This is a genomic window from Clostridium sp. CM039 (assembly GCF_055081075.1).
The window spans coordinates 398,799-419,187 of sequence record NZ_CM143649.1; the positions used below are offsets into that span (position 1 = coordinate 398,799).

The 20,389-nt window shown below is 31.1% G+C and carries 20 protein-coding genes; 17 read left to right on the forward strand and 3 right to left on the reverse strand.

Features of this window, described 5'->3' with window-relative positions:
• Positions 1-4: 4 nt before the first annotated feature.
• The 6 genes from rlmN (at position 5) to ACWJJ2_RS01860 (ending at position 5,999) form a co-directional block, all read left to right on the forward strand.
• Positions 5-1,051 (forward strand): dual-specificity RNA methyltransferase RlmN, encoded by a 1,047-nt coding sequence (gene rlmN / locus ACWJJ2_RS01835; RefSeq protein ID WP_165413690.1) that lies wholly within the window; start codon positions 5-7, stop codon positions 1,049-1,051.
• Positions 1,052-1,053: 2 nt separating this feature from the next.
• A complete protein-coding gene (locus ACWJJ2_RS01840) occupies positions 1,054-1,806 on the forward strand; it encodes a Stp1/IreP family PP2C-type Ser/Thr phosphatase (protein WP_165413691.1) in 753 nt (250 codons plus the stop codon).
• Positions 1,781-3,775 (forward strand): Stk1 family PASTA domain-containing Ser/Thr kinase, encoded by a 1,995-nt coding sequence (pknB, locus tag ACWJJ2_RS01845; RefSeq protein WP_220285910.1) that lies wholly within the window; start codon positions 1,781-1,783, stop codon positions 3,773-3,775. The genes ACWJJ2_RS01840 and pknB overlap by 26 nt, the downstream gene beginning before the upstream one ends.
• A gap of 70 nt (positions 3,776-3,845) precedes the next feature.
• A complete protein-coding gene (gene rsgA, locus ACWJJ2_RS01850) occupies positions 3,846-4,715 on the forward strand; it encodes a ribosome small subunit-dependent GTPase A (protein ID WP_165413693.1) in 870 nt (289 codons plus the stop codon).
• A complete protein-coding gene (rpe, locus tag ACWJJ2_RS01855; RefSeq protein WP_220285909.1) occupies positions 4,712-5,362 on the forward strand; it encodes a ribulose-phosphate 3-epimerase in 651 nt (216 codons plus the stop codon). The genes rsgA and rpe overlap by 4 nt, the downstream gene beginning before the upstream one ends.
• A gap of 1 nt (position 5,363) precedes the next feature.
• The gene (locus tag ACWJJ2_RS01860; RefSeq protein ID WP_165413695.1) at positions 5,364-5,999 is read left to right on the forward strand and encodes a thiamine diphosphokinase; all 636 of its coding nucleotides are present in this window, start codon (positions 5,364-5,366) and stop codon (positions 5,997-5,999) included.
• Between the two features lie 756 nt (positions 6,000-6,755).
• On the opposite strand, the gene rpmB is transcribed toward ACWJJ2_RS01860, so the two are convergent.
• On the reverse strand, positions 6,756-6,947 hold the full coding sequence (gene rpmB, locus ACWJJ2_RS01865) for a 50S ribosomal protein L28 (RefSeq protein ID WP_165413696.1): 192 nt from the start codon (positions 6,945-6,947) through the stop codon (positions 6,756-6,758).
• Positions 6,948-7,141: 194 nt separating this feature from the next.
• Between rpmB and ACWJJ2_RS01870 the strand changes: the two genes are divergently transcribed.
• The 6 genes from ACWJJ2_RS01870 to ACWJJ2_RS01895 all read left to right on the forward strand — a co-directional run bounded on the left by ACWJJ2_RS01870 (position 7,142) and on the right by ACWJJ2_RS01895 (position 13,212).
• Entirely contained in the window at positions 7,142-7,492 is a 351-nt protein-coding gene (locus ACWJJ2_RS01870; RefSeq protein WP_165413697.1) for an Asp23/Gls24 family envelope stress response protein, read from the forward strand.
• A 10-nt stretch (positions 7,493-7,502) separates the two neighbouring features.
• Entirely contained in the window at positions 7,503-9,146 is a 1,644-nt protein-coding gene (locus ACWJJ2_RS01875) for a DAK2 domain-containing protein (RefSeq protein ID WP_220285908.1), read from the forward strand.
• A gap of 289 nt (positions 9,147-9,435) precedes the next feature.
• A complete protein-coding gene (gene recG, locus ACWJJ2_RS01880) occupies positions 9,436-11,472 on the forward strand; it encodes an ATP-dependent DNA helicase RecG (protein WP_216302533.1) in 2,037 nt (678 codons plus the stop codon).
• A 77-nt stretch (positions 11,473-11,549) separates the two neighbouring features.
• Complete coding sequence (rsmD, locus tag ACWJJ2_RS01885; RefSeq protein ID WP_216302534.1) at positions 11,550-12,122, forward strand: 16S rRNA (guanine(966)-N(2))-methyltransferase RsmD; 573 nt, start codon at positions 11,550-11,552, stop codon at positions 12,120-12,122.
• Between the two features lie 73 nt (positions 12,123-12,195).
• On the forward strand, positions 12,196-12,678 hold the full coding sequence (gene coaD, locus ACWJJ2_RS01890; RefSeq protein WP_165413701.1) for a pantetheine-phosphate adenylyltransferase: 483 nt from the start codon (positions 12,196-12,198) through the stop codon (positions 12,676-12,678).
• 9 nt (positions 12,679-12,687) lie between these two features.
• The gene (locus ACWJJ2_RS01895; RefSeq protein WP_165413702.1) at positions 12,688-13,212 is read left to right on the forward strand and encodes an ATPase; all 525 of its coding nucleotides are present in this window, start codon (positions 12,688-12,690) and stop codon (positions 13,210-13,212) included.
• Here the strand turns inward: ACWJJ2_RS01895 and ylbJ are convergent.
• Positions 13,195-14,373, reverse strand: a complete 1,179-nt coding sequence (gene ylbJ / locus ACWJJ2_RS01900) for a sporulation integral membrane protein YlbJ (protein ID WP_216302535.1) — start codon at positions 14,371-14,373, stop codon at positions 13,195-13,197. The two genes, ACWJJ2_RS01895 and ylbJ, sit on opposite strands and share 18 nt — an antisense overlap.
• 125 nt (positions 14,374-14,498) lie before the next feature.
• Entirely contained in the window at positions 14,499-15,722 is a 1,224-nt protein-coding gene (locus ACWJJ2_RS01905; RefSeq protein ID WP_216302536.1) for a nucleotidyltransferase, read from the reverse strand.
• A gap of 301 nt (positions 15,723-16,023) precedes the next feature.
• On the opposite strand from ACWJJ2_RS01905, the gene pta reads away from it, so the two are divergent.
• The 5 genes from pta (at position 16,024) to plsX (ending at position 20,385) form a co-directional block, all read left to right on the forward strand.
• Positions 16,024-17,034, forward strand: coding sequence for a phosphate acetyltransferase (pta, locus tag ACWJJ2_RS01910; RefSeq protein ID WP_165414025.1), 1,011 nt, complete (start codon positions 16,024-16,026; stop codon positions 17,032-17,034).
• 40 nt (positions 17,035-17,074) lie between these two features.
• Complete coding sequence (locus ACWJJ2_RS01915) at positions 17,075-18,268, forward strand: acetate/propionate family kinase (protein WP_165414024.1); 1,194 nt, start codon at positions 17,075-17,077, stop codon at positions 18,266-18,268.
• Between the two features lie 212 nt (positions 18,269-18,480).
• Positions 18,481-18,981, forward strand: coding sequence for a YceD family protein (locus ACWJJ2_RS01920; protein WP_165414023.1), 501 nt, complete (start codon positions 18,481-18,483; stop codon positions 18,979-18,981).
• A 12-nt stretch (positions 18,982-18,993) separates the two neighbouring features.
• On the forward strand, positions 18,994-19,179 hold the full coding sequence (rpmF, locus tag ACWJJ2_RS01925) for a 50S ribosomal protein L32 (protein ID WP_165414022.1): 186 nt from the start codon (positions 18,994-18,996) through the stop codon (positions 19,177-19,179).
• Between the two features lie 183 nt (positions 19,180-19,362).
• Positions 19,363-20,385, forward strand: a complete 1,023-nt coding sequence (gene plsX / locus ACWJJ2_RS01930) for a phosphate acyltransferase PlsX (protein WP_220285907.1) — start codon at positions 19,363-19,365, stop codon at positions 20,383-20,385.
• Positions 20,386-20,389 lie beyond the last annotated feature (4 nt).

Consider the following 20,389-nt stretch of genomic DNA (forward strand, 5'->3'; position numbering starts at 1 on the left):
TAAAATGATAAATATATTAGATATGAATTTAGTAGAGTTAAAGCAATGGATGAAAAGTAATGGGGAAAGTGAATTTAGAGCTAAGCAAGTATTAGACTGGATTTATAAGGGAATATGGGAATTCGAAAATATGAATAATATTCCGCTCAGTATAAAAGAAAAGTTAAAAAATAATTTTTACATAGGAATACCTGAGCTCGTAGAGGAATATACTTCAAAACAAAATGATACAAGAAAATATCTTTTCGCTTTAAACGATGGTAATTTAATTGAATGCGTTGTTATGAAATATAAACATGGGAACTCTATATGCATATCGACTCAAGTTGGATGTAGGATGGGATGTAAATTTTGCGCATCTACCATTGGAGGAATGATTAGAAATCTAACTCCAGGGGAAATGCTAGCTCAAATAATGAAATCACAGCATCTAATTAATGAGCGAATTTCTAATGTTGTATTAATGGGAAGTGGGGAGCCATTTGATAATTTTCATAATGTAATAAAATTTCTTGAAATTGTGAATTCAGAAAATGGGTTAAATATTGGTCAAAGACATATAACTATTTCTACCTGTGGTATCGTACCAAAGATTAAAGAGTTTGCTGATATTAACTTGCAAACGACACTGGCTATTTCACTTCACGCATCTACGGATGAGATTAGAATGAAGAGTATGCCAATTGCAAATAAGTATTCTATTGCAGAAATTATTGATGCATCTAAATACTATATAAATAAGACTAATAGACGCATAACTTTTGAATATGCTCTTGTAAAGGGTCTTAATGATAGCACGCAAGATGCAGAAAAATTAAGTGTATTGTTAAAGGATATGTTATGCCATGTTAATTTAATTCCAGTTAATGAAATAGAAGAGAATGAATTAAAAAGATCTTCAAATGATGACGTTGCTGAGTTTAAGAGGGTACTTGAAACTAATAATATCCAGACAACAATAAGGCGCGAAATGGGCCTGGATATTAATGCGGCTTGTGGTCAACTTCGGAGAAGCTATATTAAAAGTGAAAACTTAAATGAGGGGGTGTAAAAATGCTTGGGGTTTTATCTGATGTTGGAAATGTTAGAAAAACAAATGAAGACTCGGTAGGCTATTTTGAAGATACTGATTTTGGTATTTATGCTATAGCAGATGGTATGGGTGGTCATAATGCAGGAGAAGTTGCAAGTCAGCTAGCTATTAAGGTTATAATAGAATATATAAAGAAGAATCATCATGGTTTAGATCTCAAAGAAGTGCTTTCTGAAGGAATAAAATCTGCAAACAAGAAAATTTATGACATGGCAAGTGGTAATGATTCGCTTAAAGGGATGGGGACAACTATAACAATCTGCTTTAAAAAACAAAATGAAATGGTTGTTGCAAATGTAGGTGACAGTAGTTGTTATATTATTGATAATAACAAAAAATTATTAAAAATTACAAGAGATCATTCTTTGGTACAACAGCTTTTAGATAATGGTACTATAACTGAAGAAAAAGCTAGAACTCATCCGAATAAAAATATTATTACAAGGGCACTTGGAACAAATGAGTTAGTAGAAGTTGATTTATTTGATGTTAATTTGACCAATATATTCAAATGTATTTTATGCACAGATGGCCTTACTAACGATGTGACTTATTCTGAAATGTATGATATTATTATTAAAAATGAAAATGACAATATTTCTAGCTGTAAAATGTTGGTGGATTTAAGTAAATCTAAGGGTGGACGCGATAACATATCGGTTATCGTATTTGAAGGAGAGTGCAGAGATGATAGGAACCATATTAGGGAGTAGATATGAACTCCTTGAAAAAATTGGAGAGGGTGGAATGGCGATAGTTTATAAAGCTAAATGTCGTTTGCTCAATCGTTATGTTGCTGTAAAAATATTAAAAGAAGAATTTTCAAATAATATAGATTTTATGGATAAATTTAAAAAAGAGGCTTCATCCGTAGCTAGTCTCTCATCAAATAATATAGTTAATATTTATGATGTTGGACAAGAGCGAGATATTAACTACATTGTAATGGAATATATAAAAGGAAAGACTTTAAAGGAAATTATACTTGAAAATGGTAGTATGAATTATGATCAAATAATAGACTATGGAATGCAAATTGCAAAAGCACTTGAGTGTGCTCATAAGAATAACATTATACATAGAGATATAAAACCTCATAATATTTTAGTGACTGAAGATGGAACGGTTAAAGTTACAGATTTCGGTATAGCAAAAGCTGCTAGTTCTGTAACTATAACTAATACCAGCACAGTGATGGGATCAGCTCATTATTTTTCACCAGAACAAGCTAAAGCAAGTTTTGTAGATTGTAGAACAGATATTTATTCTTTTGGAATAGTACTTTATGAGATGTCTACAGGGCAAGTGCCTTATGATGCAGAAAGTCCTGTATCAGTAGCATTAAAACATATACAGGAACAAGTTGTGCCACCTAAGAAAATAAATGGTAATGTTCCTGAAAATTTGAACAAATTAATATTAAAGGCTATAGAAAAAGAACCTATAAAGAGGTATCAAACTGCGAATGAGATGTTTTTAGATCTGCAGAGAATACAAAAGAATAGTTCATATACTATCGCAACAAATAGCATGGAAAATGAATACACTAGGGTTATGGCAGCTGTAAATGTAGATGACTATGAAAAAGAAGATGATCATGAAGAAGAAAAAGAAGAAGTAGTAGAAAAAGAACAAGTAATTAAAAAACCGAAGTCTAAAAATAACAAAAAAAATAAAACGATAATAATGGCTTTTGTTGCAGTAATTTTATTGATTGTTTTAGGTAGTGTTGCGGGAGTCACATTAAAGAACTATCTTACTGACAAGCAAGTTAATGTGGCAGATAAGATATTGGTGCCTAAAATTATTGGCTTAGATAAGGTAGAGGCAGAAAAATTAGTTGTAGAAAAAGGCTTGAATTTTGTAGTGGCTGGAGAAGAAAATAGCGAAAAACCCGAAGGCGAGGTACTGTTATGTTTTCCTGATGAGGGAACAGAATTAAAGGCTAAGGGTGAAGTAAGAGTTACGGTGAGTAAAGGGCCTGCAAGTTTCAAAATTCCTTCTGTCAAGGGGACTGATAAAGCTTCGGCTACTGCTATTATTGAACAAAATGGATTGGTGCTAGGAAATGTAACATCTGAATTCAATGATTCCATTGCTAGTGGTTTAGTAATAAGCCAAAACCCAGATCCGGGTAGTTTAGTTCAAAAAGGCGATAAAGTAGATTTAGTAATAAGTAAGGGTGTAGAGATTAAATTAACAAAGGTTCCAAATCTAAATGACGTATCTTTAAATGATGCAGAGAGAGTATTGCAAAATGCAAATTTAAAATTAGGTGAGCGACACCCGGTGGTAACTCATGATAAGTCACTTGATGGTAAAATATTCAATCAAAGTATTGCTGCAAATACGGAAGTTACGGAAGGTAATTCTGTAGGAGTTAATTATTACAAGTATGAAGAACCTAAAAAAGAACAATTTGATGTTCCAGACTTTAAGGGGAAAACTGTTAAAGCAGCACGTGAGTCAGCTGCACAATCGAATATAAACATAGTAGTTTCTGGTAATGATGAAGATATCATTGAGTCGCAAGACAAGGAGCCAGGGACTAAGGCAAATGTTGGGGATACTATAACTTTAACATCTAAGGCTGCGGAAGTTCCAGTAACTCCTGAAACACCTCCAGCAACAACTGAAACACCCCCAGCAACAACTGAAACACCCCCAGCGACTCCTCAATAAGAATAAGTAATTACAAGATATATGAAATATATTCAAAAATATTAAATAGAAGGTAAATGGTGAGGGATATATGCAAGGAGTAATCATAAAAGGTGTAGGCGGGCTATATTTTGTAAAAGTTCAAGACAAAGTCATAGAATGTAAGGCAAGAGGGAAGTTCAGGTATACTGGGCTTTCCCCTGTTATTGGTGATAAAGTGGAAATAATGCTTGAGACAGATGAGAGCAAAGGTGTAATTGAAAAGATTTTTCCAAGAGAGACTGAGATGATACGTCCAGTGGTTGCTAATGTTACTCAAGCTTTTGTAGTTTTTGCCTTTAAACAACCTGACTTAAATATGGATTTGCTCAATAAATTTCTAGTGCTTTGTGAACATTACAAGTTAAAGATAGTTCTTTGTTTAAATAAGTTGGATTTAGTTGAGCAAGTTGATGAGGGCCTTATAAAAGAATTAAAAAGCGTAGGATGTGACATAGTATTTTTAAAAGCAAAAGAGGGTGATGGACTTTCTGAACTTAAGACTAGAATAAAAGATAACATTACCGTTTTTTGTGGACCGTCTGGAGTTGGAAAGTCAACTATACTTAATAGTATACTTGGAAGAGAAGCTATGAAAACTGGAGATATAAGTAAAAAATCGCAAAAGGGTAAGCATACTACAAGGCACAGTGAACTTATTGAATATGAAGAAGGATTTTTGTTAGATACTCCAGGATTTTCAGCCTTAAGTTTAGATTTCATTGAGAAAGAACAATTACAAGATTGTTTCCCGGAATTTGAAAAACATAGATGTGAATGTAGGTTTTCTAATTGCATGCATTATAAAGAACCTAACTGTAGAGTTAAGCAAGCTGTAGAAGATAATGAAATTTACAGGGATAGATATAAATTTTATATAAAGACATTAGAAGAAATTATTGCTAGGGGGAATAAAAAATGATAAAAATATCACCATCTATACTGTCAGCGGATTTTTCAAGGCTAGGGGAACATATTAAGCAGCTAGAAGCGTGCGGTGCTGATATGATTCATATTGATGTAATGGATGGTATGTTTGTACCTAATATTTCTTTCGGTATTCCAGTTATTAAGAGCATTAGAAAACTAACAAAATTACCATTTGATGTGCACCTTATGATAGAAGAACCGTCTAGATATGTAGAAGACTTTGTAAATTCGGGAGCTGACATTATAACTGTCCATTATGAAACCGATAGGCATATTGATAGAACTATTAATTACATAAAAAGTTTTGGGATTAAAGCGGGTGTTGCATTAAATCCTGCTACACCTGTAGAATGCATAAAACATTTAATGAGTAATCTTGATATGGTACTTATTATGTCAGTAAACCCTGGATTTGGTGGGCAAAAGTATATTGAATACTGCTCGGATAAAATTAAAGAAGTTAGAGATCTTGCAGATATTTATAATAAAGACATTATGATTCAAGTAGATGGTGGCATTGATGTAGGTAATATTCAAGAAGTTGTTAATAGTGGTGCTAATGTTATTGTGGCTGGGTCGGCAGTATTTAAGAATGATGAAATTGAGAAAAACATAAAAGCATTAAGATTAGGTATTTAACATGAAAGTCATAATAATCTCAGGAGGAAATCCACCATCACAACAATTACTCATGAATGAAATTACTGAGGATGCATTTTTAATTGGAGCAGATAGTGGTGCCAATTGCCTATATGACTATAATATAAATCCTCACTTACTTGTAGGAGATTTTGATTCTATTGATAAAGAGGCCTTGGATTATTTTAAAAAAAATAATTCTATAATAGATATTTATCCTACAGAAAAAGATTTTACTGATACTGAAATTGCAGTTAAAAAGGCTTTGAAAATGAAACCAAATGAAATAGTATTATTAGGGTGCACTGGAAGTAGAGTTGATCATCTGCTTGGAAATATTGGAATGCTAAAAAGTTGCTTAGAAAATGGCGTTAGTGCATGCATTAAGGATGAAAACAATAATATTAGGTTGATTGATGCCGGGACTTCATTAAGTGGCACCGTAGGCGATATATTCTCGGTACAATCTTATGGCGATGAAATAATAGGATTAACTATTAAAGGCGCAAAATATCCTTTAAATAATTACAATTTGAAAATTGGACAGAGTATAACTATTTCAAATGAGTTTGCAGGACCTCAGGTTCAGCTTAAATTTAAATCTGGAACGCTGATGATAATATTATCATCAGATTAATACTTCAATTAATAAATATTTTTATGCGCAAAAAAAGTATATATTACGTATAATGCATTGAAGCGAGCTTTAGAACTTCTTATTTTATTTTTAATTAAGATGCGTTAAGGAAAACATATGGTTGAGTAGAAATCGAGTTTATGTTTTTAACAGATTAATTAAAAATAAAATTAGTAGTTATTAGCGAAGTGAATGCATTAATAGTAATATATACTTTTTTATTTTTTATTTTTGGCAATATTATTGAAAGTAATTCATATAATAATATTGGAATACTTTGAGAGGGGATTAACTTACGAAAAGGTTTTATAAGTGTTTAGAAAAGCAGCTTGGAGTAATCATTGCATGTTTAGGCATAGGAATCATAACAGTAGTAATAGTCCCATTTTGGTGGTGGATAATTGTTGTAGGAGGAGGAATTGTTTATTATGGCTTTACTATAATGGATCATAACCATCATTGTTAGTGAGGTTCAGATAGATAGTGAAAGTTAGAAGAAATTTTACGGATTTCATGTTTGGGAGGTAAGAGAGATGAAAATTATGGCTATTAAGTTACCGAGATTTATATCTCGAATAATTAGATTTTTTTTAAAAAAATAACATAGAAAAACTCAGTTATTACAAAAAAAATCAGTTTTTAGAGGTGGGTTTAAAAAAAACAGCTTTTAAAGCTGGATTTAAATAAGCGATGTAGCTTTTAAAGCTGGATTTAAATAAAAAATGCAGCTTTAAAAGCTGCATTTTTATTTTTTAATTATATAGCACGTTGGACTTTACCTGAACGAAGACATCTAGTACATACATGTATAGATTTAGGCGTTCCGCTAACTATAGCTTTAACTTTTTGAATATTTGGAGCCCATTTTCTTTTTGATTCACGGTGTGAGTGACTATATTGGCTACCTGAAATTACACCTTTATTGCATATTTCGCATTTTCTTGACAATGAAAACACCTCCTTGACTACGAAGAAAAAAATCTTCTCAATTGAAACACGCATAATTGTAACATGAATATTACTACTCTTGCAAGTTAAATAAGAAATTATTCGTAACTAAAGCAATTATAAAATTAATTTTGTTGAATAAATTAGTATTATACTATAAAATAATCTATATAGCGGTATAAGGAGGAATTAAAATGAAAGGTAACATTGCAAGAGAGAATGGTAATATATATTATTCAGAGGAAGCGTTAGCAAACATAGTTGGTATTTCTACAACAGAGTGTTATGGAGTTGTTGGGATGGCACTCAAAGATGCCAAGGATGGATTTTGGCAATTGATTAAGAGCGACGCTTTAAATAAAGGAGTTAAAATTAATTCTAAGGAAAACCAACTATTTATTGAATTATTTATAATAGTTGAATATGGCACGAAAATATCTGTAATAGCAAATAATATAATTCAAAAAACAAGATATAATGTTGAAAATTATACAGGACTGAAAGTTGCAGCAATAACCGTAAACGTCCAAGGTGTAAGGGTCTAGGGAGGTAGCAATGGAATACTTAAAAATTAACGGACAAAATTTTCGTAATATGGTAATAAACGCATCTAATAGGTTAGAAGAAGAAAAAGAATATGTAAATTCGTTAAATGTATTTCCTGTTCCGGATGGAGATACAGGTACTAATATGTCAATGACTTTTAAAGCCGCAGTGCAAGAAATTGAAAGTATGTCAACTAAGTCTATTGCTGAGATATCTCAAAAACTAGCTAGGGGCGCGCTGATGGGCGCAAGGGGTAATTCAGGTGTTATATTATCACAAATATTTAGAGGCATTGCAAAAGGGCTAGAAGGCGTAGATGAAGCTACTTCTGAAGAATTGGCTAAAAGCATTTTAGAAGGTGCCCATTTTGCGTATAAGGCGGTTATGAGACCCACTGAAGGTACGATTTTAACTATTATTAAAGCTGCGGGTGAAAGTGCAGTTAATAGCGGAGCAACTGAAGTAGTTGCGCTCATGCAAGAAGTTTGCAAGTGTAGTGAAATTATGCTAGATAAAACTCCAGATATGCTTCCAGCATTAAAACAAGCAAAAGTAGTTGATGCAGGTGGAATGGGACTTTTAATATTGTTTAAAGGAATGCATGAAGCTCTAAGTAATAATATGGAATCTCTAATTAGCAAATCGGAAAAGAAAAGTACAAAATCACAAACAAAAACACCTGCAGCTTTAGATATGCCTGTAGACATAAAGTTTGGATACTGTACTGAATTGTTAGTTATCGCTGAAAATGTTGATGCTAATGAATTAAAGAGATATTTAGAAAAGTTTGGAGACTCAATGGTTGTGGTTTCGCAAGATGAATTTGTTAAAATCCATATACACACAAATGATCCAGGGGTAGTGCTTTCAAAAGCAGTAACACTAGGGGAACTGTCTAAGGTGAAAATTGAAAATATGAGAGAACAACATAGAAATTTATTAGGCATTGCGGATGAGAAAGTTGAAGGACCAGTGAAAGAAAACATTATTGAGAATAAAAAATATGGATTTATATCTGTTGCGCTTGGAGAAGGAATTAAGAATATTTTTGAGGATTTAGGTGTGGACGTTGTAATAGAAGGCGGCCAAACCATGAATCCAAGTACACAAGATATATTAGAGAGTATTAATAAAGTTAATGCGGAAAATGTATTTGTATTACCTAATAATAAGAATATACTTATGGCAGCGCTGCAAGCGGTCGAACTGTCAGATAAAAATGTAATTGTTATTCCGTCGAAAACTATCCCACAAGGAATAACTGCTGTAACAATGTTTAATCCAGAAGTTAGTGTAGAAGAAAATGAAAATATATTAAAAGAAGCAATAAAAAATGTTGCAACAGCTTCTGTAACATATGCAGTTAAAGACACTGAATCTGATGGTAATCTAATAAAAGAAGGAAACATTCTAGGTTTAATTGAGCAAAAAATTAAAGAAGTTGGAACAGATATTTATAAAGTTTGCGAAGATACTATAGACAGTATGGTTACAGAGGATAGTGAGCTTATTACAATTTTCTATGGTGAAGATTGTATAATAAGCGAAGTGGAAGAATTTATTTCTGCCCTAGAACACAAATATCCGAATTTAGATATTCAACATTATAATGGAAAACAACCACTTTATTATTTTATTGCGTCAGTTGAATAAAAGCCTTAGGGCTTTTTTTCTTAGGTATTTAATGTACCTTAAAGATTAGTAACGAACAAAACTAATATTAAATCATCTCCTGCGGAGCTGCAACATCTTCGCAGAAGATGCATTGACGACTTCGAAAGGAGAGTTACCCCTTTGTAAACCTCTGGAGTAGATAACAATTCTCAATTGTTATTCCCACCACTGAAGTTTGCTATCTGTTAGGGTATGCGACTCCCACTTATAGAAGTGGGAGTCTTTCCTTCTAAAATCTCGTTAAAATCTTATTTTTGGAGTGGTATAGGTGGATATTCATAGCGATATAAAATATATAAAGGGTGTTGGACCTAAAATGGCAGAAAATTTGAATAAGTGTGGAATTTTTAACGTATTAGATCTGATATTATATTTTCCACGAGATTATGAGAATGTATCTGCGAATAAAAGCATTCTGAAATGCGCGGAAAGTGAAAAACTCATTGTAGAGTGTACTGTGCTAAATATATTAAAAGATGTTAGGTTAAAAAATAATAAAACTCTTTCTACCATAGTTTTTTGCCAAGGGGATAATAGATTCAAAGGTAAATGGTTTAATCAAACCTATGCAAAAAATAGTTTTAAAATTTCAAATAAATATATTATCACAGGCAAAGTTAATAAATTCAGGGAAGAAATCACAATTATGAATCCTAAGATAGTAAAAAATACGTCTATGGCTACAAATAACATTATTGCCAAGTATCCACTTAAAAATAATGTTACAAATAATTTTTTTAATAAAATTATATCTGACGTATTATGTGATGTTGAAATAACGGAGAATTTGCCTAAATGGCTTGTGGAAAAATATGATTTTTGTTCTTTAGATAATGCTGCTCGAAATATACATAGCCCTAAAAGCTTAGAACTCCTTAATAAATCAAAGAGAAGGCTTAAATTTCAAGAATTATTCACTTATTCATTAAAAATATTAATGCTAAAAGAGTTTATAAAATATCATAATAATGGTATTCAATTTAAAATAGCACCAGAGCTTATAATCTTAAAGGAGCAACTTCCATTTCAGCTTACTAAGGCACAAAGTAAAGTTGTAAGAGAAATTCTAATAGATCAAAAGAAGGATATAGGAATGAATCGAATGGTGCAGGGAGATGTTGGAAGTGGTAAAACTATAGTGGCTATAATTACTATGTTTAATGTTGTGAAAAATGGGTATCAGGCATCTATGATGGCACCAACTGAAATCTTAGCAAAGCAACATTATGAAGAAATTCAAAATGTATTAAAAAATTTTTCACTAAAAATACAACTACTAAGCGGAAGTGTTACAGCAAAAAATAAACAATTAATTAAACAGGAGTTAAAAGATGGAACCATTGATATTATTGTTGGAACTCATGCACTTATTGAAGATGATGTAGAGTTTAAAAACTTAGGAATGATTGTTACTGATGAGCAGCATCGTTTTGGAGTATCACAAAGAAATAGATTTTCTAATAAAGGTAAAAACATTGATATTCTTGTAATGACAGCTACCCCTATTCCCCGGACACTCTCTTTATATTTATATGGTGATTTAGACGTATCTATTATAGATGAATTGCCTCCAGGCAGGCAGAAAATTGATACAAGCTATGAAAGTATGTCCTATAGTAAAAAGGTGTATGAATTTGCTTTAAACGAGATTAATATGGGGAGGCAAGTTTACATAGTTTGTCCATTAGTGGAAGAAAATGAGGAGATGAAGTTAAGTTCAGTCGAGAAGCTTTACGAAAAATTAAAAGAAGAATATTTTGACTCTATAGAAATAGGGATGATATATGGTAAAATGCCAAGTAAACAAAAAAATGAAATCATGGATAAATTTAAACTCGGAGAAATTAAAGCGCTGATTGCAACTACAGTAATTGAGGTTGGAGTAAATGTACCAAACGCTACAGTTATGATAATTGAAAACTCAGAAAGATTTGGACTTGCACAACTCCATCAACTTAGGGGACGAGTAGGAAGAGGAAAGCATAAGTCATATTGTATACTACTGGCGAATATTACAAATAATATAGTGAAAAGAAGATTAGAAATACTTATAAAAAGTAATGACGGTTTTTTTATTGCTGAAGAAGATTTAAAAAATAGAGGCGCAGGAGAATTATTTGGCATCAAGCAGCATGGTGAATCAGGGTTGATTTTATCAGATTTAATTGAAGATATAGATATTTTAAAACTTGCAAATAGTGAAGCAAAAAAGTTAATGCAAAGTAGGAATGTTGAAGACGTTAAAATAAAGGATGCAATAATAGAAAAAATCGAGCAAAGTTCTAACTACATTTGTTTTAACTAAAGAAAAAATTTCTTTGTATAAATTATATATATATGTTAAAATATTATCGAAACTGGCTTAAATGGAGGAATAAACATATGAGAATTATTTCAGGAAGTGCAAGAGGAAGAAAATTGTTGTCCCCTGTAGGGATGGGAACGAGGCCCACATTAGATAGAATAAAAGAAGCTATATTTAATATAATCCAGGATAGAACACGAAATGCTGTAGTCGTGGATATGTTTTCAGGTACTGGTAGCTTAGGTCTAGAGGCCGCAAGTAGGGGAGCTGAGAAATGTTATCTAATTGATATGGGTGATACTACATTTGATATGTTACAAAAGAATGTAGATAATTTAAAGTTTAACGATAAATGCAAGTGCTTAAAAGGTGACACATATAAATACATGCAACAATTTGCAGATGAAAAGATTGTGTTTGATTTGATTTTTATAGATCCACCATATGCTAAAGACATGATTCCACCTGCTATTGAGATTATTGCATCAAATAGCCTTTTAAGGGAAGATGGGTTGATTGTTTGTAAAATAGATTCTTCAGAAGAAATATATGAAGGAAATTCTATTATTCAGCTTTCCGATTTAAGAAAATATGGTAATACTACTGTATTGCTTTACAAATATAAGGAACTAATAGTTAAGAATTATTAGTTCCTTAAGAAAATACATGAGGGTAACAATTTATAATTGTTACCTACCTCAGAGGAAAACGTGGAGGAATAAGATGAAAAAAGCAATTTGCCCTGGAAGTTTTGATCCAATAACTAACGGACATTTGGATATTATTAAGAGGGCGTCTAGAGTTTATGATGAATTAATCGTAGGAGTGCTTGTTAACCCTGAGAAAAAATGTCTCTTCTCTGTAGATGAGAGAATAGAACAAATAAAAAATGTAGTTAAAAATTTACCCAATGTACGCGTGAAGAAGTTTAGTGGTTTACTTGTTCAACTAATGAATCAAGAGGGTGCTAGTGTCATTGTGAAGGGACTCAGAAGTGTTTTAGATTTTGAATATGAGTTTCAAATGGCATCAATGAATAACAAATTGGATCCAAGTAAGGAAACTGTGTTCATGATGACAAAGACAGAATATAGCTATATAAGTTCCTCTTCAGTTAAACAGGTTGCAATGCTTGGAGGATGTATTGAAGAATTAGTACCTGAGGAAATTATTCCAGATATTATTAGGAAAATTAATTCTAAATAGGGGGGAAATATGGATGTTATAAAACTTTTAGAATACCTTCAAGAAATTGTTGAAAGTTCTTCTAAAATACCTGTTACAGGTAAGGTGGTTGTAAATAAAAGAGAAATATTAGATATAATTGATCAAATTATGAGTCATTTGCCAGATGAGTTTAAAAAGGCTCAGTGGATTTGTGATGAAAAAGAAAGAATTCTTGTTGATTCAAAAAAACAAGCTGAAATTTTTGAAGAAGAGACCATTGATAAAATAAGAAGAAGAGTTGAAAAGCAAGACTTAGTTAAAGAAGCACAAACTCGAGCTGAAGAAATTATAGCATCAGCTCAGAGAGATGCTAAAATTATGAGGCTTGGGGCTAAAGATTATGCGGATGAAATATTATCCCAATTAGATAAAGAGATTGAATTAAAAGGTCAGAAAATGCTTCATAAGATTAAGGGCGATGTTCAAGATTTTTTAATATCTCTACAAGGAGAAGTTACGGATACCACAACTTCAATAAGAGATAATGTAAAAGAGCTAAGAAGTATGAAATAGTTTAACTATATTTATAAGTAATATCGGGATAAATAAAATGATTAATATTAAAAAATATAAATTACTAACTTTATATATACTTACATTATTAAAAGTAAAAACCGATGTAGTATGTAGAAAAATACAATATAGAATCAGCGTTAAAATTGAGGAAATTATGCCTTGAATAAACTTTCGAGCAATGTATTTTTTTATTGAGACATCATATTTATAGGTATAGCTATAAACTTGAGAAATTATAGACAAACCACTAAAAGCAATTAAAAAACTCAAAACTGGAAGTTTTACATACAGATTTGAATTACTAGAGGATATTAAATAGCATCCGTTAGTCATCTCTAACATTCCTAATAATAACCCTTCTATAAAATTCCCAGAACAGCCAATAATTAAAGAAAACTTATTAAGGGCAATGTGAAATATTACATTGTCTTTAATTAATCCTGTTATTACGGAGAATATTACAATAAAACCACCGATATTTAAGGCATTCTTCATGGCATCTTCAATACTGTTTTTCAATATCATGCCAATATTTGTGGTGGGTGGATGGTTTCTTGAAAAATTGTCACCTCTATTTTTAATTTTAAAATAAGAATCTTTTGAGGGAATAATAAATCCCATAAACATGCAAGAGAGAATATTAGAGAGTATTAACATATAACCAATTTTAGCATTTGACATCATAGAAGCGCCCACTGCGCCTATAATAAAAAGTGGGCTTGCATTAGAAGCTATATTTAGCAATCGTTCACAGGTATTTAAATCAATTATATTTTTTTCGTACAAATCGCAAGTGTATCTCGCACCAAGGGGATAACCACATAGTAAACTAACTAAAAGAGCAAAGTTACATTCTTTTGGTAGCTTTAAGGGTTTACAAATTAGATTGCCTAACAATTTAGAATAAATATGAATGCCGTCGTAGCTTATTATAATATTTATTACAACTAAAAATGGAAAAAGAGAAGGAAAAATTGAATTGAAAAACAATTTTGCACCAGAGATAGTGTACTGGATACAAATATTAGGAGCTATTATTATTTGTAGAATAAAAAGAGAACAAATTAATGTTATTGATAGATTTATCTTCAAAGCTTTAAATAGTTCAAATAATAATAATATTATGAAAATTAATAATATAATTAATAGTAATTTCAATGTTAGACCCCTTTTTAAGTATTACTGTATTAAATATATTTAAATTTTCATAAATTTATGTGTTGGAAACACTAATTTTAAATATAATAAATGCTACTATCTATTTATGATAGCAGCATTTATTTTTACTTTATAATTATAGGCGATATCAAATAATCGCTATTATGACTTATACTACTATTTATAATGCTATAAGCCCTTGTAGACTGAGTATCTAGTTGCATGGTGTCATTGCACTTTTTAGGAATTTTAGTATAAAGCGGAATGCTACTGTTTGATTTTATAGATTTTAGAATTGACTTTCCATTTGAGTTAAATCCTAAAATTCGAGCATAAGGGCAAGGCATTGATCTTAATTTTTTAGTATCAAAGCTATCAAATCCTATAAAATATTGACATAATATTCTACTAATGCGAGTGTAAGTGTAGCGTTTGCTTTTTATATTGGCCAGTGCACTAGAGTAACTTAAACTATTTTGTAAGGAGCTAATAATCCTATTATCAAGACCCTCAGATACGTCTGGTAAATTTACTAAAGAATTTTTTGATGTAGCAGATTTATGTTTAATATACGGGAACATGGAATCTTCAAATGTAAATTCATAATTTTTCGAGTATAAGTTTTGAAGTTCAGTTAATACTGAACTTGGGATATGACCTGCAAGTTTTATTAAAGAACCATTTTCTTTCAAAAATTTTCTTATAGCTGTCGCGCTTGAAAATTCATTATGTAAAAGATCACTGTTATAAGATGCACCTTCTCTTTTTAATGTGTAAGGTGTAATAGAACTTTTTAACTTGATTAAGCTTTTGCAATACTCTATACCTAGTATATTATTAGGTGAATTTAAACAGTTATCTAATAATAAGTCTGATATGTCCAATTTTGAATTCATCAAATAATCATAAAGTGCATTAGATCTTGCTAAAGGGTAAGTGATACCTTTTGATAAATAAGTTTTTAACAGTGATTTAAATTCAATAGGTTCTTGAAGTAATATATTGGAAATATTATATAAATCATTAATATTTCCATGTTCACTACCAAAGCAAATATTATCCACTACTCCTAGGCTGTTTAGAAGACTTACAGCGCCAAAGGAAAAAAAATCTGCTGATGATACGCTGTAGATAGTTGGTAGCTCTATTACTAAATCTACTCCGTTATTTAATGCCATTTTAGTTTTTGTCCATTTGTCTATACTTGATGGAATACCACGTTGAGTAAAATTCCCACTCATAACACAAATTAAGGCATCACAGTTTGTGAGCTCCTTGGTTTTATTAATATGATATACGTGACCGTTATGTAATGGATTATATTCAACAATTATACCTGAAATATTCATTAAATCACCTCATGAAAGCTCATATAAATATAAGCTAATAATTTATGTCTAAAGAGAAACCACTAAAAATAATGCAATAATTATATTCTGAAATGTCGTTAAAACTTATACATATTATATAATATAAAATGAATTAATTAAAGTACATATATTTCAAAAAAGACAAAAAGGATGAAAATTAAGAATATTTAAAATATAATATATGTAAATGATTTTGTAGTTTTATGTTGAAATGTATAGGGCAAAGGGTGTATATTATTATTGTATATTAAGTTGATAATAAACGAGAGGGGCAATAAGAATGGCATTTATAGCTAGAATGTGTAAATTGGCACAGGCAGATAAAAAAAGAATAGTACTTCCAGAGGGAGAAGAAGAGAGGACTATAAAAGCTAGTGAAATCATCAAAAATAATTCACTAGCCGAGGTAATATTAATAGGAGATAAAAGTGTAATACAAGCAAAAGCAGCTAAGTTATCAGTTAGCATTGAAGGTATAGAAATTGTAGACCCAAAAACTTCTGAAAGAACTGATTTTTATGCAAAGGAATTTTATGAGATAAGAAAAAATAAAGGAATGACTCTAGAAAAAGCGTCTGAAACAATGCAAGATTGTGTGTATTTTGGAACTATGATGCTTAAGATGGGAGAAGCTGATGGAATGGTTTCCGGAGCTGTACATTATACAGGAGATTTACTTAGGCCTGGAATGCAAATTATTAAAACTGCACCAGGAATTAAGATTATTTCAAGTTTCTTTATAATGGAATTGCCTCACGATGAATATGGAGAAGATGGACTGCTTTTATTTGCAGATTCCGCTGTTAATATAAACCCTAATGCGGAGGACCTAGCAGCTATAGCTATTAGCACTGCAGATAATGCAAGATTGTTATGCGATTTTGAACCTAAGGTTGCAATGTTGTCTTTTTCAACTAGAGGAAGTGCAAAGCATGAATTAGTTGATAAAGTAGTAAATGCTACTGAAATTGCAAAGAAGGCTAGACCTGATTTACAAATTGACGGAGAACTTCAGTTAGATGCAGCGATTGTTGCTAGTGTAGCAAAACAAAAAGCACCAAATAGTACTGTAGCTGGAAACGCAAACGTTTTAATATTTCCAGACATACAATCTGGAAATATTGGATATAAATTAGTGCAAAGATTTGCTAAAGCAAAAGCTATCGGACCGGTTTGTCAAGGATTTGCAAAGCCTATAAATGATTTATCAAGAGGATGCAGTGTGGATGACATAGTTAATGTTGTTGCAGTTACTGCGGTTCAAGCTCAAATTCAAAATAAACTTATATAAAACATATAATTTAAATATATATTATTAGGAGGAAAATTTAATGAAAGTATTAGTCATAAACTGTGGAAGTTCATCACTTAAGTATCAATTAATAAACATGGAAAATGAAGAATGTTTAGCACTCGGATTAATAGAAAGAATAGGAATGGAAGGTTCAAAATTAACGCAAAAGGTTAATGGGGAAAAATATATTATTGAAGAGACTATGAAAGATCATACAGATGCTATTAGATTAGTAATTGGCGCACTTGTAGATTGTGATCATGGTGTTATTAAAGATTTATCAGAAATAGATGCAGTGGGACATAGAATTGTTCATGGTGGAGAAAAATATGCAGAATCAGTTATAATTAATGATGAAGTGATGAAGAACTTAGAAGAATGTGCAAAACTTGCACCACTTCATAATCCAGCTAATATAATCGGGATTAATGCTTGTAAAGCATTAATGTCTAGTACGCCTATGGTAGCTACATTTGATACCGCGTTTCATCAGACAATGCCAGAAGTTGCATACATATACCCACTTCCGTATGACCTTTATACTAAACATGGTATTAGAAAATATGGATTCCACGGAACATCTCACAAATATGTTTCAGATAAAGCTGCAAAAATGATGGGTAAAGACATAAAAGATCTAAAATTAATTACTTGTCACTTAGGAAATGGAGCAAGTATTTCTGCAGTGCAAAATGGTAAATCAGTAGAAACAAGTATGGGATTTACTCCACTTGAAGGAATAGCTATGGGAACTAGATGCGGAAATATAGACCCAGCTATAATAATATATATAATGCAAGAATTAAAATTAACAATTGATGAAGCTAATGATTTAATGAATAAAAAATCAGGCGTTTTAGGAATATCAGGGGTAAGCAGTGACTTTAGAGATATAGAAGATGCTGCATGGAAAGATGGAAATCATAGAGCACAGTTAGCGCTTGATATATTTGTCTATAAAGTTAAGAAATTTATAGGATCTTATGCTGCAGTAATGGGCGGAGTAGATGCAATTATATTCACTGCCGGACTTGGTGAAAACTCTCCAGAAACAAGAGAAGATATATGCAAGGGACTAGAGTTCTTGGGAGCAGTCTTAGATAAGGCAAAGAATAAGATTCGCGGAAAAGAGGCAGAAATAAGTACAGAAGATTCTAAAACTAAAATACTTGTTATACCAACAAATGAAGAATTAGTAATAGCAAGAGACACGAAGGCTTTAATAAAATAAAATTATTGCTAATGTCTATAATAAATAATTCTTGACTTTTTACTGTATTGTTTATATAATTAACTGTGTTTGATGTAAGTAAAAAACTATTTAGTTAGGAGGGACGCGGAAGCTTTGCTCGAGCTGTATATTTTTTTATACAAGGTATAAAGATTTTCTTTATATGAGAAGAACTAGAACTAAATAGTATTTAGTTTTTCAGAGTGGATAATATGGTAATAGACGTTTCAGAATTATTTAGTAATAAAAACAAAAGAAAAGAACTTCATTTAGATTTGGAAAAAGATAAGTTTTTCTATGATAATGAATTTGTACAATTTTCTAAACCAGTTAAAACGCATTTAATTTTAAAATCTATCGATGATGAAATAGATTTAACTGGAAGTATGGAGACAGAACTATTACTTGCTTGTTCTAGGTGTCTTGAGACTTTTTCTTATTCAATACATATTGAATTAAATGAAAGATTGTCAAAAACTCTAAAGAGTGAAGATGAGGATATTATTTTTATTGAAAATGATAGATTAGATTTAAATGAAATTATGGAAAATAATATCATTTCTATGCTGCCTATAAAAAAACTTTGTAATAAAGATTGCAAAGGGTTATGCCATCATTGTGGAATCAATCTAAATCATAGTGCATGTAAATGTGCAATTGACGATGTTGATCCAAGGTTGGCAAAACTAAAAGAACTGTTTTTAACTGATTAAGGAGGTGTTACAATGGGAAATCCTGCTAGAAAATTTTCTAAAGGTAGAAGAGATTCTCGAAGAGCGCAAACATTTAAACTTGGTTTACCAGGAATAGTTGAGTGTCCTCAGTGCCACGATATGAAACTTTCGCACAGAGTATGTAAAAACTGTGGATATTACAAAAATAGAGAAGTTGTTTCAATGGAGCAAAAATAAAAAGGAAAGTCGAAAGACTTTCTTTTTATTTTTTAAATACAATTATATTTGTATTCTGGTATTATTAATACTAGAATTATTTGCGCACTATGGTATATAATATAAACAAACAAATAAATATAAATAAATATTTATTTGTATTTATTTGTTTGTTATAATGCACATTTAAAGTGAGGGTTTAAAATGGTAGTTGTTGTAGATGGAATGGGTGGAGATTTTTCTCCAAATGCTGTGGTTGAAGGTTGCATCGCAGCTATAAAAGAATATGATATAGATATAGTAATAACTGGTCCTGAACAATTAATTCGCGAAGAACTAAAGAAGTATACTTATGATTGTAACAAAATAAAAATTGTTGATGCTATAGAAGTTATTAGTACAAATGAACATCCTGTAATGGCGGTTAAACGCAAAAAGAATTCAAGCCTCGTAAAAGCATTGAATCTTGTGAAAAATGGAGAGGCAGATGCTATTATTTCAGCTGGAAGTACAGGTGCTTTTTTAGCTGGATGTACACTTATAGTAGGAAGAATAAAAGGTATAGATAGACCGGCTCTAGCACCAATAGTGCCAGGTAAAAAAGGCCCCTTTATGATAATTGACTGTGGAGCAAATGCAGAATGTAAACCTCATTATTTAGTGCAATTTGGACTTATGGGGAAAACATATTTTGAAAACATTTTAAAAATAGCTAATCCATCAGTAGGTCTTGTGAATATAGGAACTGAAGAAGAAAAGGGTAATGAACTTTCAAAATCAGCTCATAAACTATTAAAAGAAGCAGATTTAAATTTTGTAGGCAATGTGGAAGCTAGAGAAATTCCAACTGGAGACGTCAATGTTATAGTTTGTGATGGGTTTACAGGAAATGTAATTTTAAAGCTATATGAAGGTGTTGTTGCTAGTGTATTTGATTTATTAAAAACAAGAATAATGGGATCCTTCAGAACTAAATTTGGAGGAATGCTATTAAAACCAATTTTTAAAAGCTTTAAAAAGGATTTCGACTATAAAGAATATGGCGGAGCTGCATTTCTCGGAGTAAATGGGATTTGCATAAAAGCTCATGGTAGTTCAGATTCTAAAGCTTTTAAAAATGCAATTAGACAAGCTACAATATTTTATGAAAATAATGTTGTAGATAAATTAAAATTAGAAATTGAAAAATTATCTCAGCAGGAAAAGAACATAAATGAGAACTTGTAATAAT

Bases quoted from the DNA above. Each gene is read 5' to 3' on its own strand.
- rlmN (WP_165413690.1), top strand. From the start codon at position 5: ATGATAAATATATTAGATATGAATTTAGTAGAGTTAAAGCAATGGATG.
- ACWJJ2_RS01840 (WP_165413691.1), top strand. From the start codon at position 1,054: ATGCTTGGGGTTTTATCTGATGTTGGAAATGTTAGAAAAACAAATGAA.
- pknB (WP_220285910.1), top strand. From the start codon at position 1,781: ATGATAGGAACCATATTAGGGAGTAGATATGAACTCCTTGAAAAAATT.
- rsgA (WP_165413693.1), top strand. From the start codon at position 3,846: ATGCAAGGAGTAATCATAAAAGGTGTAGGCGGGCTATATTTTGTAAAA.
- rpe (WP_220285909.1), top strand. From the start codon at position 4,712: ATGATAAAAATATCACCATCTATACTGTCAGCGGATTTTTCAAGGCTA.
- ACWJJ2_RS01860 (WP_165413695.1), top strand. From the start codon at position 5,364: ATGAAAGTCATAATAATCTCAGGAGGAAATCCACCATCACAACAATTA.
- ACWJJ2_RS01870 (WP_165413697.1), top strand. From the start codon at position 7,142: ATGAAAGGTAACATTGCAAGAGAGAATGGTAATATATATTATTCAGAG.
- ACWJJ2_RS01875 (WP_220285908.1), top strand. From the start codon at position 7,503: ATGGAATACTTAAAAATTAACGGACAAAATTTTCGTAATATGGTAATA.
- rsmD (WP_216302534.1), top strand. From the start codon at position 11,550: ATGAGAATTATTTCAGGAAGTGCAAGAGGAAGAAAATTGTTGTCCCCT.
- coaD (WP_165413701.1), top strand. From the start codon at position 12,196: ATGAAAAAAGCAATTTGCCCTGGAAGTTTTGATCCAATAACTAACGGA.
- ACWJJ2_RS01895 (WP_165413702.1), top strand. From the start codon at position 12,688: ATGGATGTTATAAAACTTTTAGAATACCTTCAAGAAATTGTTGAAAGT.
- ACWJJ2_RS01905 (WP_216302536.1), bottom strand. From the start codon at position 15,722: ATGAATATTTCAGGTATAATTGTTGAATATAATCCATTACATAACGGT.
- pta (WP_165414025.1), top strand. From the start codon at position 16,024: ATGGCATTTATAGCTAGAATGTGTAAATTGGCACAGGCAGATAAAAAA.
- ACWJJ2_RS01915 (WP_165414024.1), top strand. From the start codon at position 17,075: ATGAAAGTATTAGTCATAAACTGTGGAAGTTCATCACTTAAGTATCAA.
- ACWJJ2_RS01920 (WP_165414023.1), top strand. From the start codon at position 18,481: ATGGTAATAGACGTTTCAGAATTATTTAGTAATAAAAACAAAAGAAAA.
- rpmF (WP_165414022.1), top strand. From the start codon at position 18,994: ATGGGAAATCCTGCTAGAAAATTTTCTAAAGGTAGAAGAGATTCTCGA.
- plsX (WP_220285907.1), top strand. From the start codon at position 19,363: ATGGTAGTTGTTGTAGATGGAATGGGTGGAGATTTTTCTCCAAATGCT.